Annotated in this window: 14 protein-coding genes; 10 read left to right on the top strand and 4 right to left on the bottom strand. The window is 41.8% G+C overall.

The genetic code is table 11. The features are described from left to right. The first annotated feature begins 254 nt into the window (after window positions 1–254). From G7Y42_RS11005 to G7Y42_RS10980, 6 genes are all read left to right on the top strand, one after another. The gene (locus G7Y42_RS11005; protein WP_165006056.1) at window positions 255–956 is read left to right on the top strand and encodes a tRNA (adenine(22)-N(1))-methyltransferase TrmK; all 702 of its coding nucleotides are present in this window, start codon (window positions 255–257) and stop codon (window positions 954–956) included. Next, window positions 953–2077: a Nif3-like dinuclear metal center hexameric protein gene (locus tag G7Y42_RS11000; RefSeq protein WP_165006055.1), complete on the top strand. Its 1125-nt coding sequence runs from the start codon at window positions 953–955 to the stop codon at window positions 2075–2077. Before G7Y42_RS11005 ends, G7Y42_RS11000 begins: the two co-directional genes overlap by 4 nt. Before the next feature lie 14 nt (window positions 2078–2091). Further along, window positions 2092–3324 carry a peptidase T gene (gene pepT, locus G7Y42_RS10995; RefSeq protein ID WP_165006054.1) on the top strand — a complete coding sequence of 411 codons (1233 nt, stop codon included), beginning with the start codon at window positions 2092–2094 and terminating at the stop codon, window positions 3322–3324. A gap of 128 nt (window positions 3325–3452) precedes the next feature. After that, window positions 3453–4349 carry a YegS/Rv2252/BmrU family lipid kinase gene (locus tag G7Y42_RS10990; RefSeq protein WP_165006053.1) on the top strand — a complete coding sequence of 299 codons (897 nt, stop codon included), beginning with the start codon at window positions 3453–3455 and terminating at the stop codon, window positions 4347–4349. Between the two features lie 27 nt (window positions 4350–4376). After that, on the top strand, window positions 4377–4649 hold the full coding sequence (locus G7Y42_RS10985; protein ID WP_165006052.1) for a DUF1294 domain-containing protein: 273 nt from the start codon (window positions 4377–4379) through the stop codon (window positions 4647–4649). 10 nt (window positions 4650–4659) lie between these two features. Next, window positions 4660–5691, top strand: a complete 1032-nt coding sequence (locus G7Y42_RS10980) for a lysylphosphatidylglycerol synthase transmembrane domain-containing protein (RefSeq protein ID WP_165006051.1) — start codon at window positions 4660–4662, stop codon at window positions 5689–5691. Window positions 5692–5885: 194 nt separating this feature from the next. On the opposite strand, the gene G7Y42_RS10975 is transcribed toward G7Y42_RS10980, so the two are convergent. Beyond that, window positions 5886–7238, bottom strand: a complete 1353-nt coding sequence (locus G7Y42_RS10975) for an MFS transporter (protein ID WP_165006050.1) — start codon at window positions 7236–7238, stop codon at window positions 5886–5888. A 125-nt stretch (window positions 7239–7363) separates the two neighbouring features. Here G7Y42_RS10975 and G7Y42_RS10970 point away from each other — a divergent pair, with 125 nt between their 5' ends. From G7Y42_RS10970 to clpB, 4 genes are all read left to right on the top strand, one after another. Then, on the top strand, window positions 7364–7783 hold the full coding sequence (locus G7Y42_RS10970) for a MarR family transcriptional regulator (RefSeq protein WP_165006049.1): 420 nt from the start codon (window positions 7364–7366) through the stop codon (window positions 7781–7783). Between the two features lie 13 nt (window positions 7784–7796). Further along, complete coding sequence (locus tag G7Y42_RS10965) at window positions 7797–8369, top strand: hypothetical protein (protein ID WP_165006048.1); 573 nt, start codon at window positions 7797–7799, stop codon at window positions 8367–8369. Between the two features lie 11 nt (window positions 8370–8380). Further along, the gene (locus G7Y42_RS10960; protein WP_165006047.1) at window positions 8381–8590 is read left to right on the top strand and encodes a hypothetical protein; all 210 of its coding nucleotides are present in this window, start codon (window positions 8381–8383) and stop codon (window positions 8588–8590) included. A 252-nt stretch (window positions 8591–8842) separates the two neighbouring features. Beyond that, window positions 8843–11452: an ATP-dependent chaperone ClpB gene (gene clpB, locus G7Y42_RS10955; RefSeq protein ID WP_165006046.1), complete on the top strand. Its 2610-nt coding sequence runs from the start codon at window positions 8843–8845 to the stop codon at window positions 11450–11452. 66 nt (window positions 11453–11518) lie between these two features. On the opposite strand, the gene G7Y42_RS10950 is transcribed toward clpB, so the two are convergent. Genes G7Y42_RS10950 through G7Y42_RS10940 form a run of 3 tightly spaced genes read right to left on the bottom strand, consistent with a single transcriptional unit; the run spans window position 11519 to window position 13912 of the window. Further along, window positions 11519–12184, bottom strand: a complete 666-nt coding sequence (locus tag G7Y42_RS10950) for a hypothetical protein (protein WP_165006045.1) — start codon at window positions 12182–12184, stop codon at window positions 11519–11521. Further along, the gene (locus G7Y42_RS10945; RefSeq protein ID WP_165006044.1) at window positions 12177–12671 is read right to left on the bottom strand and encodes a nucleoside 2-deoxyribosyltransferase; all 495 of its coding nucleotides are present in this window, start codon (window positions 12669–12671) and stop codon (window positions 12177–12179) included. Before G7Y42_RS10945 ends, G7Y42_RS10950 begins: the two co-directional genes overlap by 8 nt. Before the next feature lie 20 nt (window positions 12672–12691). Further along, complete coding sequence (locus G7Y42_RS10940) at window positions 12692–13912, bottom strand: GNAT family N-acetyltransferase (protein ID WP_165006043.1); 1221 nt, start codon at window positions 13910–13912, stop codon at window positions 12692–12694. Window positions 13913–13939 lie beyond the last annotated feature (27 nt).

Raw genomic sequence — 13939 nt, 5'->3', positions numbered from 1 at the left:
AAACTTCCTTTCAGATTGATGTTTTAGACGACTCTATTCTATCGGAATTTTTGTATGTCTGTTTGTTTTTTTACAAAAAAATCTAGGACCGACAGAAAATTCTATCAGTCCTAGAAATTATAGAGCCCCTTTTGTTTTTATCAGCGCAACGATAGAATCTTTTTTTATTTGGACGTATTTATTCAAACATTTTTTAGGACTGCTCTCCTTATTTTATTTGGAAAATGCTATAATTATTGAGAAGGAGTGAAGCTATGAACCATTTAGACTTATCTAAGCGTTTAGCGGCAGTTGGTGATTTTGTTCCAGACGCTGCCCGCTTAGCAGATATTGGCTCAGACCATGCTTACTTACCGGTAGCGCTGATGCTTAAAGGGAAGATCGATTATGCAGTGGCTGGCGAAGTGGTGAAAGGACCATTCGAGTCTGCACAAAAACAAGTGAAAAAAGATGGACTAGAAGATCGGATCATCGTTCGCTTAGCAAATGGACTTGACGCAATCGAAAAGACAGACGAAATCAATGCGATCACTATCGCAGGAATGGGTGGAGCGCTCATTCGAGACATACTTGAAGCTGGAAAAGAAAATCAGCGACTAAATGGAAACGAACGTCTGATTCTCCAGCCGAATATCGGCGAACAGACGCTGAGAAAGTGGCTGTGGCAAAATCAGTATGAGATCATCGCGGAGACAATTCTGGAAGAAAACAAAAAAATCTATGAGATCATCGTAGCAGAAAAAACAGAGAAAGTTGTAGAATATAGCGAGATAGAGCTGTTGTTCGGACCATTCTTACTGGAAGAAAAAAGCGAGGTCTTCCAAACAAAATGGGCAAGAGAACTACATCAGAAAAAACTGATCTTGAAACAGCTGGAACAAGCGGCGAATCAAAAAGAACGCAGTGAAAGAATCCAAAAAGAAATCAATCTGATCCAGGAGGTGCTGCAGCCATGACGATCAATGGAAAAGAATTCATCAGAAAATTCGAGGAATACTGTCCCCAATGGTTAGCAGAAGAAGGTGATCCAGTCGGCCTGCATATCGGCACATTAGACAAACCGATCCAGCGTGTCATGATGACACTTGATGTACGCCCAGAAGTCGTGGAAGAAGCGATCGAAAAGAAGATCGACTTACTGATCGCGAAACATCCACCGATTTTTCGTCCAGTGAAACGACTGACTACAGACCATCCGCAAGAAAAAATGTACGCGGATCTTTTGAAGCATGACATTGCCGTGTATGCTGCTCATACAAATATGGATATCATCTGGGATGGATTGAATGATTGGTTTTGTGAGCTTTTGGGGATCAAGGTAGAAAATTATCTTGTGAAGACCCATGAGATCCATTATAAAAAATTAGCTGTGTACGTTCCAGTCGACCATGCAGCGGATATGCGGGAAGCTTTGGCTGCTGCTGGAGCAGGAAAACAAGGGGATTACGAAGAGACAAGTTTTACTTCCATCGGGCAAGGTCGGTTCCGTCCCGAACAAGGTGCGCGACCAGCAATCGGTGAAATCGGGCATCGCGAACAGGTCCAAGAAGCAAAAGTCGAAGTGATCCTTCCGGAAAATTTAGAGCATCAAGTGATAGAAGCCATGCGAGAAGCACATCCATATGAAGAACCAGCATTCGATTTGTTTAGGATAGATGCCCCGATTCAACATTTTGGACTTGGCAGGATCGGCGAACTTTCTTCAGCGATTTCTTTAGATGAATTTGCTTCCAAAGTGAAAGAAGCCTTCCAGCTTGAGGGGCTTCGCGTAGTCAGACCTGCATCTCAGCAAGAACAGCTCGTGAAACGCATAGCGATTTGTGGCGGGAGCGGCGAAAAATTTTATCCCCATGCACTCGCGCAGCAAGCAGATGTTTACATTACAGGAGATATCTATTATCATACAGCACAAGACATGCAAAGTGCCGGACTCGCAGCAATCGATCCGGGACATTATATCGAATCTTTATGTAAAGAAAAATTCGTTGAAAAATTCATGTCTTGGAAGCAAGAAGAACAATGGGACATCGATTTCTTCGTTTCTGAAACAAATACGGACCCATTCCAATTTAATTAAAAGGAGAGACCACCATGTACGAAAATCTTTTACCGCGTTTTTTACGTTATGTGAAAACCGAAACACGATCAGATGCAGCAAGCAAAACGATTCCTTCTACCCAAACACAAGTCGAGTTTGCTCAAGTATTGAAAAAAGAATTAGAAGATCTAGGATTATCTGATGTGACTTACAACGAAAAAAATGGGTTTGTCATCGGAACTTTGCCAAGCAATGTCGATTATCCAGTCCGCTCGATCGGATTCATTTCTCACATGGATACAGCTGATTTCAATGCAGTAGGCGTGAATCCTCAAATCATTGAGAATTATGACGGAGAATCCACGATCGTCTTGGATAACGAAGAACGTTATACACTGAACACAAAAGATTTCCCTAATCTGAAGAACTATACCGGACAAACATTGATCACGACCGACGGCAGTACGCTATTGGGAGCTGATGACAAAGCGGGGATCGCTGAGATCATGACCGCAATGGAGATTTTGATCAACAAACCATCGATCCCGCATGGAGAAATCAAAGTGGCATTTGGACCAGACGAAGAGATTGGTACCGGAGCAGATCATTTTGACGTAGAGCAATTCGGAGTTGATTTTGCTTATACGGTAGATGGCGGGCCATTAGGGGAACTGCAATACGAAACATTTAGTGCGGCACAGGCGAATATCACGATCCAAGGAAAAAACGTACACCCTGGAACTGCGAAAGATACCATGATCAATGCCTTGCAGTTAGCAATCGATTTCCACCAGTCGCTGCCTGAAGATGAAGTGCCTGAAAAAACGGAAGGCTATGAAGGTTTCTTCCATTTGATGGCATTAGAGGGCAATCCTGAAGAAGCAACCATGAGTTACATCATCAGAGATCATGACCGCGAAGCATTTGAAGCACGAAAAGCAAAAATCGTAAAAATCCAAGAGTCATTGAACCGTCGTTTTGATCAGGAACGCATCAAAGTAGAGATGTATGATCAATATTACAATATGAAAGAAATCATTGAAAAAGACATGAGTATCGTCGAATTGGCAAAACAGGCAATGATTGATCTGGGAATCGAGCCAGTCATCGAACCAGTTCGCGGCGGGACTGACGGCTCAAAAATTTCGTATATGGGTATTCCAACGCCTAATCTTTTTGCAGGTGGCGAAAATATGCACGGACGTTTCGAATTTGTTTCTCTGCAAGTTATGGAAAAAGCAACAGATGTAATTGTAAAAATTGCAGAATTGAATACAAAAGCGTAAAATCAAAACAGAACAGCTAATGGCAAGCGTTCATTGATAGACTGAATGTGATTTGTCTTAGTTTAGGGGCAGGACAATGCAGCTGGTTGTCCCGCCCTGTTTTTTCGAAAAGATTTAGGAGGGGAAATATGCAAAAGCTGCTAGTTTTTTATAACAAAAGTTCAGGGAAAGATGAAGGCGAGAAATTAGCACGCTGGTTCCAAGAATATGTAAAAGAAAAACGACCAGAATTATCTGTCGATGTAACGGAAACTGGTCCTTCGATTACAGATGAGACATTACGCAAAAAAGCGGAAGAAACAAAAGCTGATACCTTAGTGATTATTGGCGGCGATGGGACGATCCACCATATCGTCCAAGCCTTCCAGAAAGAGCTGTCTGATTATCATGTCGGACTTCTGCCAGGGGGAACTGTCAATAACCTTGCACGAGTATTAGGCATACCGCTAGAAAAAGAGGAGGCTGCTGATGTCATATTAGGTGAACACACTCGAAAAATCGACTATGGCCGAGTAAATGATGAAGTGATTATCTCGACGCTTACGATCGGGATTCTTGCGGATACAGCGGTGTGGATCACTCAAGAAGAAAAGCAGCGTTATGGTTCTTGGATCTTTATCCGTCGGTTCGTCCAGCTGTTACTCAAGAAGAAAAAATATCACTTGGAGCTGGAAACAGATCAGGAGAACTGGAAAGGGAAAACGGAGTTGCTAACGGTCACGATGTCTAATTCTGTGGGTGGATTTACCAATTTTGATGACTCTGCTGCACCAGATGATGGGAAATTCCATGTTACGATCGTTCCATCTTTAGACATCATTCGATTCATTTTTTATCTACCAAGAATCATCAGAGGGAAATTCTACACGATTCCCGGCGTCACTTATCTTACAGCAAGACGAATGAAGATCCGTGCAGAAGAAAAATCAGTAGGAACAAGAACAGACGGTGACACAACGGATGACCTGCCTGTCGAACTGACAGTTGTTTCAGGAGGATTGTCTGTTTATGTACCTGAAGATTAATTATGTACAGATATCTGGAGGAATGATATGGAAGCTTTGACTCATAACCCATTGTGGTTTTATCTGGTTCTGGTGAATCTCTATTTATTTTGCCTGATGGGCTATGATAAGCAGCAAGCAAGAAAAGGAGGCTGGAGAGTCCCAGAGAATAACCTGATCTTTGTTAGCTTGATAGGCGGTGGTATAGGCGGCTGGTTCTCATGTAACGTTTTTCATCACAAAACGCGAAAGAAAAAATTTACGATAGGTTTTGCTGCTGGGATATTCGTCGATTTGATTCTGATTTATTTTTTCCATTAAGGAGTAGGAAATGTCCAATAAAGGAACCAAAACAAAATTATTTTTAAATCTGTTATTATTGATTGCGATTTTTGCCATTATTTATTATTTGATCAATCAATCTTTTGCAGAGATTTTCGAGGAATTACTGTCAACGAGCTTGATCGTTTTGGCAGCGACTATCTTGTTAGGTACGATTTATCAAATTGCAGAGGGCAGATCGATCCAGGAGATAGCTAAACCTTTTGCGCCTGATTTTTCTACGAAAGACGGGTTTATCGCTTCTTGCTACATTGCTTTTTACCGGATCGTTTCATTTGGAACGGGCACTCTGATCTCAGAGATCTACTTTTATAATAAAAAAGGGATGAAGCTTTCTCAAGGAGCGGGTGTCACAGCTTTACACATGATCATGTACAAGCTGGCGGTGATTACGTATGCTGTGTTGGGGCTGATCATTCAGTTTTCTCTTTTTTATTCGAATAGCCCTTCGATGATCTGGTTCATTATTGCGGGGATCTTACTGACGATCGTTATCGTTGCATTCTTACTGGTGATGTCTATCAGCTTGAATGTCCAAGTATTTTTTGTCAGCTTGTCCAATCGACTTTTCAAAAGCGAACGGTTGAGAAATTGGGTGGATACATGTAACATGCAGATCTACTCATTGCGAGAGACAGTCCAAACGATCGTTCAGGATCGTACCGCACTGCTCCGCATATATCTTTGGAATATGATCAAACTTGTTTTTTGGTATGTACTGCCCTATTTGATCCTGATCGAGAATCATCCGAGAATCGATTTTCTCCTGACTTTTTCTTTTATCAGTTTTTCTGTCGTTTTGTCAGGAGTGATACCAACACCAGCAGGGATCGGTTCATTTGAATTTGTTTATCTGCTATTATTCAAACCAGTTGTCGGAACGGTTGATGCAGTGTCTTCGCTTTTGCTCTATCGTTTCAGTTCCTTTATCTTGCCATTCATCTATGGATTCGTTTATGTGATCGCAGAACGTAGAAGGGTGATCAAAGAAGAACTGAAGGAAGTAAAAAAAGAGAAGTGAGTGACCGAGAAAAACTGTTTTACAATGGAAGAATTGTATGAAGAGGAGGTTGTGACAAGAGTCTTGTCACGGCTCCTTTTTTTCGAATAATCGGTGTTCCAGTGCCAACTTTTCGGGCACAAGTCTCAATATTCATCAAACATGGCAGCTGTTTTTTGAAATTGTTCCTTGTGCCTCAGAGTTAAACGGCAGGCTCACAACCTCTTTTTTTTGTGATGAAACACAAGAATCCCACTCAGTACTACGAGTATAGCCGCGGTGAAATAAACACTGTGGTATCCGCTGGTCAAGAGATTCTCCTTAGTGAAAAAGGTAAAGACCAAACCGAAAACTGTGATCATGAAACTTTGGCCAAGTGTTCGACAAAGTGTGATGAAACCAGATACAGTACTGATGTTTTTTTCAGTCGCAAAAGCTTGTGCTGACAATACACTCGTAGTCACAGCAGTTCCTACACCAAAACCGGAAAAACCAGCCAAGCCTAGAAAAACGACATACGGAGTATCTTGCGTCAAAAGCCCCAAAACGACAAAGACCGCAAAAAGGATACTCATACAAATGAGTAATAAAGAGCGATTCCCGATCGCTTTCCCAAGCTTTGCTGAAAGGAACGAACCTGTAATAAAGAAAATCGAAGAAGGTACGAGGACCAGTCCAGCCAAAGTAGGAGACAAGTGAAGCTGAGTCTGGATCCATAAAGGTACATAAACTTGAAAGCCCATCAATACGCCATTGATCAGAAATGTCACGATATTGAATAAAAGAAAACCAGGGATGCGAAAAGTGTCCACAGGTAGTACCGGCTCCTCTTTTTTCTTTTCACTCAGCATAAAGAAAAATAAAATGACTAATCCAATGCTGAACCAAATTCCCCCAGCAATGAAATTCACTGCCAATAGCTGGATACCAGCCAACAACGCAAACAAACCTAAAATCAAGATGCTATATTGAACCAGTTCGTCAACAGAAAATTTGGATGAAACGTTCTCTTTTTCTTCTGTATAGAAAAAAAGAATGATCATGATCGTCAATAAGCCAAAAGGGATATTGATGAAAAAGACCCAATGCCAGCTAAAACGATCTACTAATAAGCCCCCTAGAAGCGGAGCGATGAGTGAAGCGATTCCCCAAGCTGAATTATTCAGACCCATGATTTTTCCTCGAGAAGAATAAGCAAACAATTCGCCAATCAATGCAAATGTAATCGGCATGATCCCACCTGCACCGATCCCTTGAAGAATCCTGAATAGGACAAGCAAGGAAAACGAATGAGACATCCCGCAAAGAAACGTCCCTAGAACGAACAGACTTAGACCAAACAGAAAAATCCGCTTCTTTCCGTACTGATCTGCAAGACGGCTCATGACAGGTGTCGACAGAGCACTCGAAAATAGATAACTTGAAAAGAGTAAAGAGATCGATACATTTCCATTGAAACTTAGTGAGATGGCATTCGCAGCCGTAACGACAATCGTGGATTCGATCGCAGTCATGAATGTAGCGAGATAGATCGCCAATAACAGCCAACCTTTTTTTATTTTCCCCATATTTTCTCCTCCTAAATGTTTGGATAGTTGATCGTTGACAAAGAAAATGATTTGTTTTAAAATATGCTTGCGCAAGCAATTATATATCCTTGAGAAAGGAATTGTCAACTAAAAGGAGGATACCGATGGAAAATCGAGCAGAAAGCAATTTAAAATGGCTAGCAAAGCTGTCGCGGGTATACCAGAAAGAATTAGACCAAAAGTTGGCTCCATTACAATTGAATTCATCCAACTACTATTTTATCGTGAAGATCCATGATTACAAAAAATTAAAACAAGAAGAGCTCATCAAATTAACAGGACTTGATGCAAGCAACGTGACAAGAACGGTTCAAAAACTGATCAGCATAGGATTAGTGACGAAAGAAAAAAGTGAACAAGACCGTCGAAGTTTTGTTTTGGAGCTGACAGAAGCAGGGCAAACACGTTATGATCACGTGATCGACACAGTCGAAATCGCTCAGAAAGAGTTTCTTTCAAAATTGACATCAGAAGAACAAGAATTATTTGAAAAACTGTTAGGTAAATTAGCAGAAGAAAATTAAAGGGATGATCGATATGGATACAAGATTCAAATTATTCAAAACATTAGTAGATGTTCCGAAGGGCTATGAACTAGTCAGCGAGACGGTCGAAAGTCGAAACAAAAAAGAAGTCACGATCATCCGGTATCAAAAAGAAGGGATGTTCATGTTTAATGGTCCAAGAATCATCGGAGTACTGGAAGCAAATCAGCTGGTCAGCTTCAAGAATTATACAAGTAGACCTGCTGGAAGTCTTTTATCATCGGATCGTGCAAAAGAGCTGGCTGAGAGCATTTTCTCTAAAATCAATCCAGGTTATGCGAGAGGATTGACCTTCTTGAGACTGGAACATCAAAGCCGCTCCTTTATAGATGAGAATGGGAGCGAACGGTCTTTCCCTGTACAATGGATCAAATTTGCGCATCGAAACGGTAGCTATAACTGGGTCACTTTAGGGAACAATGGTGTACTGATCGAAATGGAAACCGAGTCATTGTGGGATTATTTCCGTGGACGACGGAAAACGGAAATGTGGGATAACGATGACTGGGTAGCTGCTCGAGAAGGAACTGGTCCTCAATTACCTAGTCCGAACGCTTTAGCATAAGGAGGCCAATAATGGATAATGAATGGTATGAAGAAAAAAATATCGAACTTTTAGGGAACCTCCGTAATCGGCTGCATCGCCTAGAAGAAACAGACTATATGATTGCTTATTACAAAGGCTATAGTGCAAGCGGCATGACGTTTGAAGAAATAAAAGAAGAAATAGAGTCGCTGACGGATACCATCCGTGAATTGGAAAACCGTATCGAAGACGAATATTGAACAAAAAAAGCGTCGAGACGTTCTTGTGGTCTCAACGCTTTTTGCATATGTCTAGGATCCTTGAACGATAAATGATCCAATGATCCTAGTTGTTTTTGAAGACATCGGCTTTTTAAAATTTGTATAAACTTGATAAAAAAACAGGTAAAAAGCATGTATATTTTTTGACCAAAATTGACCAAAAGAATATAATAGTTGATGTAAGGGTCATAAAAATCGACCTGGACCTTTTATTACAGGAGGTAAGTATCTATGAATATTGAAAAAATGACAACTACGCTCCAAGAAGCGATTGCCGAAGCACAGCAGATCGCTGTGACAAGGAAACATCAGGAAATCGATATTGCTCATTTATGGAAAATATTTTTGCAACCAAATCATTTTGGACGGAATTTCTATACTGACGCAGGACTGGATGTCGATGCGTTCGAGCGTGAGATCGATCGAGTACTAGATGAGTATCCGGTGGTTTCAGGCGGGAATGTGCAATATGGGCAGAACCTTAGCCAAAACCTGTTCAATTTGTTAAGTGAAGCAGATAAGATCCGAGAAAGCTTTGGTGATGAATTCCTATCCACCGAAGTCGTTCTCTTAGCATTGATGAAACTGAAGAATTATCCGTTGACTGTGTATTTGACCAAAAACGGGTTGTCTGAAAAAGAACTTCGGAAAAACATCGAAGACATGAGAGGGGGAGAAAGAGTGACCTCACAAAATCAGGAAGAACAATATAAAGCATTGGAAAAATACGGGGTAGATCTCGTACAGCAAGTGAAAAGCGGAAAAATGGACCCCATCATTGGCCGTGACGAAGAAATCCGTGATGTGATCCGTATCCTTTCACGAAAAACCAAAAACAATCCCGTATTGATCGGTGAGCCAGGTGTCGGAAAAACAGCGATCGTCGAAGGACTTGCACAGCGGATCGTTCGAAAAGACGTACCGGAAAATCTAAAAGATAAAACGATTTTCTCTTTGGACATGGGCGCTTTGATCGCTGGGGCAAAATTCCGCGGTGAATTTGAAGAACGACTGAAGGCTGTCTTGAAAGAAGTGAAGAAAAGCGATGGACGGATCATCTTATTTATTGACGAGATCCACAATATCGTCGGCGCAGGAAAAACAGAAGGCAGTATGGATGCAGGTAATTTGCTGAAGCCAATGCTAGCACGTGGTGAATTGCATCTGATCGGTGCGACGACCTTGGATGAATATCGTCAATACATGGAAAAAGACAAAGCATTAGAACGTCGTTTCCAAAAAGTACTAGTCAAAGAACCAACAGTCGAAGATACGATCAGTATTTTACGCGGTTTGAAAGAACGATTCGAGATCCATCACGGGGTGAATATCCACGATAACGCACTGGTCGCAGCAGCTACATTGTCTGACCGCTATATCACGGACCGCTTCCTTCCAGACAAAGCCATCGATTTGATCGATGAAGCCAGCGCAACGATCCGTGTCGAAATGAATTCCATGCCGACAGAGCTGGATCAAGTCACTCGGCGTTTGATGCAATTGGAGATTGAAGAAGCAGCATTGAAAAAAGAATCCGACGATGCAAGTAAGAAACGCTTGAAAAACCTCCAAGAAGAACTAGCCGATCTGCGCGAAGAAGCAAATGCTATGAAGATGCAGTGGGAAACAGAAAAAGAAGAAGTCAACACCGTATCAGCGAAACGAGCAGAAATCGACAAAGCCAAACATGAACTAGAAGATGCGGAAAACAATTACGATCTTGAACGTGCAGCAGTACTTCGCCACGGAACGATCCCGCAATTAGAGAAAGAACTGAAAGAACTCGAAGCCAAAACAAAAGACAGCGACATCAAAATGGTTCAAGAATCAGTCACAGAAAATGAAATCGCACAAGTCGTTGGACGCTTGACTGGAATACCGGTGACGAAGCTAGTTGAAGGCGAAAGAGAAAAGCTGATCAAATTGAACGAAACACTGCATCAGCGAGTCATTGGACAAGATGAAGCGGTAGATGCAGTCAGTGATGCCGTGATCCGTTCTCGTGCAGGCTTGCAGGACCCAAATCGCCCACTAGGTTCCTTCTTGTTCTTGGGACCGACAGGGGTCGGGAAAACAGAACTTGCAAAAGCATTGGCAGAAAACTTATTCGATTCAGAAGATCATATGGTTCGGATCGATATGAGTGAATATATGGAAAAACATGCAGTGGCACGTTTAGTCGGAGCACCTCCAGGCTATGTCGGTTATGAAGAAGGCGGCCAGCTGACAGAAGCTGTCCGGCGAAATCCGTATACGATCGTTCTACTGGATGAAATCGAAAAAGCCCATCCAGATGTCTTTAATATCTTATTACAAGTATTGGATGATGGACGTTTGACAGATTCCAAAGGACGAGTAGTAGACTTCAAGAATACAGTAATGATCATGACAAGTAATATCGGTTCTCAACTGCTTCTTGATGGAGTGACAGCAGATGGAACGATCCCAGAATCAGTTGCCGAACAAGTCAATGCACTATTGCGTGGACACTTCAAGCCAGAATTCTTGAATCGAGTCGATGATACGATCCTCTTTACACCATTGAGTCTGGAAAATGTGAAAGGAATCGTAGACAAGATGGTTGCGCAATTAGCACAACGCTTGGAACATCAGGAGATCCTTCTGACTATCAGCGATGAAGCAAAAACATGGATCGCCGAAAATGCTTATGAACCGGCATACGGCGCGCGTCCTTTGAAACGGTTTATCACGAAAGAAGTCGAAACACCTTTAGCAAAAGAAATCGTTGCCGGACATGTGATGCCTAAATCAAAAGTAACGATCACCTTGCTAGATGGAAAACTACACTTCGAAACAGAAGAGCTGGAAGAAATCGTGTGACAGCAAAGGAAATAAAACAAATAAGAAAAATGAGCGGCAAAGGAACTTGCTGCTCATTTTTTATGCTTATTTTACTTTTTCCAGACGATAGCTTTTGAAATAATCCGCTTCTTTTTTACTCTGATACCAAGCAAAAAGCCCCATCAGGAAAGCACCGACCGTATTGGTGAACAAATCACCCATCGTGTCCATCAATGCAGCACGTCCGACAAACAAAGTGCCATCTGATGCGGCAAAACGCTGTAGGTTCATACCTAGAAACTGGTCGCATAAAAACTCCCAGAATTCCCAGAACACACCACACAACCCGGCAAACGCAAAGCCGAACAGCAAGAAAAGCCACGGACTTGTCTTAGCAATCTCTGCGTCTTTCATCAAGAAGCCAATCAGCCCGTATCCAAGAGCTGTCAGCACCATCGGGCTCACCGCATGTAGGATCTTGTCCCAAAAAGAAATGATACTGATCAAGTGCATCCCTGTTCCTAAAAAAACAGAGATGAACAGGAAAAACCAATAAAACAAGACGATTGCCGCAGGGATCTTCAATTTGAAAACTTTGAGAATGACTTGAGGCATAAAAATCAGCAAGATACCTAATAGTGATTCGACCACGAAAGTAATTCCTTGTGAAGTAGAATATTTTTGTGTAATCAATTCATAAAAATTATAGCAGACAACGAATAGGCCGAAAGCAAGTAAAGCTATCTGGACTTTTTTGATCTCTTTAATCATGAAATGCCCCTCCAGCAACGTATTTTTCTAAAACGGCAAACAATTCAGATTCAGAAGAGACAACTTGTCCATTCAGTTTGATCAATCCGACAGTATAGAGATTCAGATAGTGGAACTGATTTTCTGCTGTTTCCTGTAAAGCCGCTATTTTTTGGGGATGAGTGCCTCCTTGTTGGCGCGTATCTGTATACAAGCCAATCACAGGGATGCCTTTTGCATAGGCCACACCGATTTCAGAAGCAACACCTGCATCGATGGTCAAACCATCCAGTAACGCGATCATCAAATCACTTTCCAAAACTTTTTCTGTATCTGCCAAAGCAATCATCTTACTATCTGCATAAGCTGTTTTATCGTTGATTGATTCATTTTCTTGAGGTAGATAGATGGCTACATCAGGTGAAAGTTCCCTGATTCTTTTTACGATCATTTCATTATATAAAAGATCGCTTTTAGCAAACATTGGGGCGGCAAAATAAATTTTCATGTATACATCATCCTTCTTTATCAAAAATAATCGCTAAAATAAGCTTCCATTGTCGGAATGATCCGTTCTAGCGATTTCAATGTTTCTTCATCTGTTTCTAGTCGTTCGATCCGTGCCAAGTAAGATGCACGACGGTAATTCATCATCAAGCACGTCAACGTCTGGATAGTCAGTCTGACTGGCTTTCCGATCGGCTCATTCGTGACAGAGACCATTCCTTCAGTGGACCAAGACAATCCGAATACGCCGTTGTTCCAAGGAGCAATGGGATCTTCGACAATGAAATGGAAAGGCTCAGCAGTGCTTGCAAAAGGAAATCGTTGTAGAAATTCCATTACATCTACGATCCGCGCCATGAAATAGGGCTCAATCTGTTCTTTGATCTGACTGTCTTCGATCAAGAAAGCAAGAGGTTCGTTCTTATAGATATCTCCGTAGGCCCAATAGACCATGGAGAAGTGCGCAGAAATAAAATTCCATAAGCCATTACGAGCTTCTTGACTTAAATAAAACATTTCTTTGACATGAAAGATCTCCTCCGCCACCCAATAAAATAGGACCCCTTTTGGCTCATGATGTTCATCATAGTAGATAGCCGCTGTGCGCTCATCTTCATTTTCAAAACGCCAATATTCTTCCCAGTGGAACTCACTGCGGAACAAAGCGCCATGGTTGTTGGCGGCGAATGCTTCATAGACTTTGAAGACATCTGGATGATCCACCGGTAATCGCTCCACCATGCCATTGACAGGGACTTGTTTAGGCAACTGTGTATCTCGTATCTTAAACGACAACTTATCAGACATGATTTCCCAGCCTTTACGGCGATAATACGGAATACTATAAGGATATAGATAAGAGATCCACTGCTTGTTTTTTCGCATGTTATCTAAAGCAACAATGATCAGATCCTGCATCAGTCCGTGGTTCGCATATTCTGGATACGTCCCAACGCCAGTCACGCCACCCATAAGATAAGGTGTACCATGAATGTTGACTTTACATGGATAGATCGCAATCTGGGAAATCAGCTTCTCTTCGTGAAACCAGCCGAAGACCTGTGATAATTCCAGGATCGGACGTTTTGAACGGATGAATGCCCGCTTGTTCTCAAACCCGCTTTCTTCGATATCTGCCTCAGTCACTTGGAACACATAAGAAAGCAGCTCGTTGAACTGGTCGACATGTTCTTCAGTCACTGGTTTTAATTCAAGATTTTCTCTAAAATCTCTTTGCTCCATTTTTTCATCTCCAATTATTAGCCTGAT

It is taken from the genome of Enterococcus sp. ZJ1622, from assembly GCF_011038845.1.
In the GTDB taxonomy this organism is placed as follows: Bacteria; Bacillota; Bacilli; order Lactobacillales; family Enterococcaceae; genus Enterococcus_B.
The sequence above is the reverse complement of the archived record's forward strand: the minus strand, read 5'-3'. Positions and strand labels throughout refer to the sequence as shown.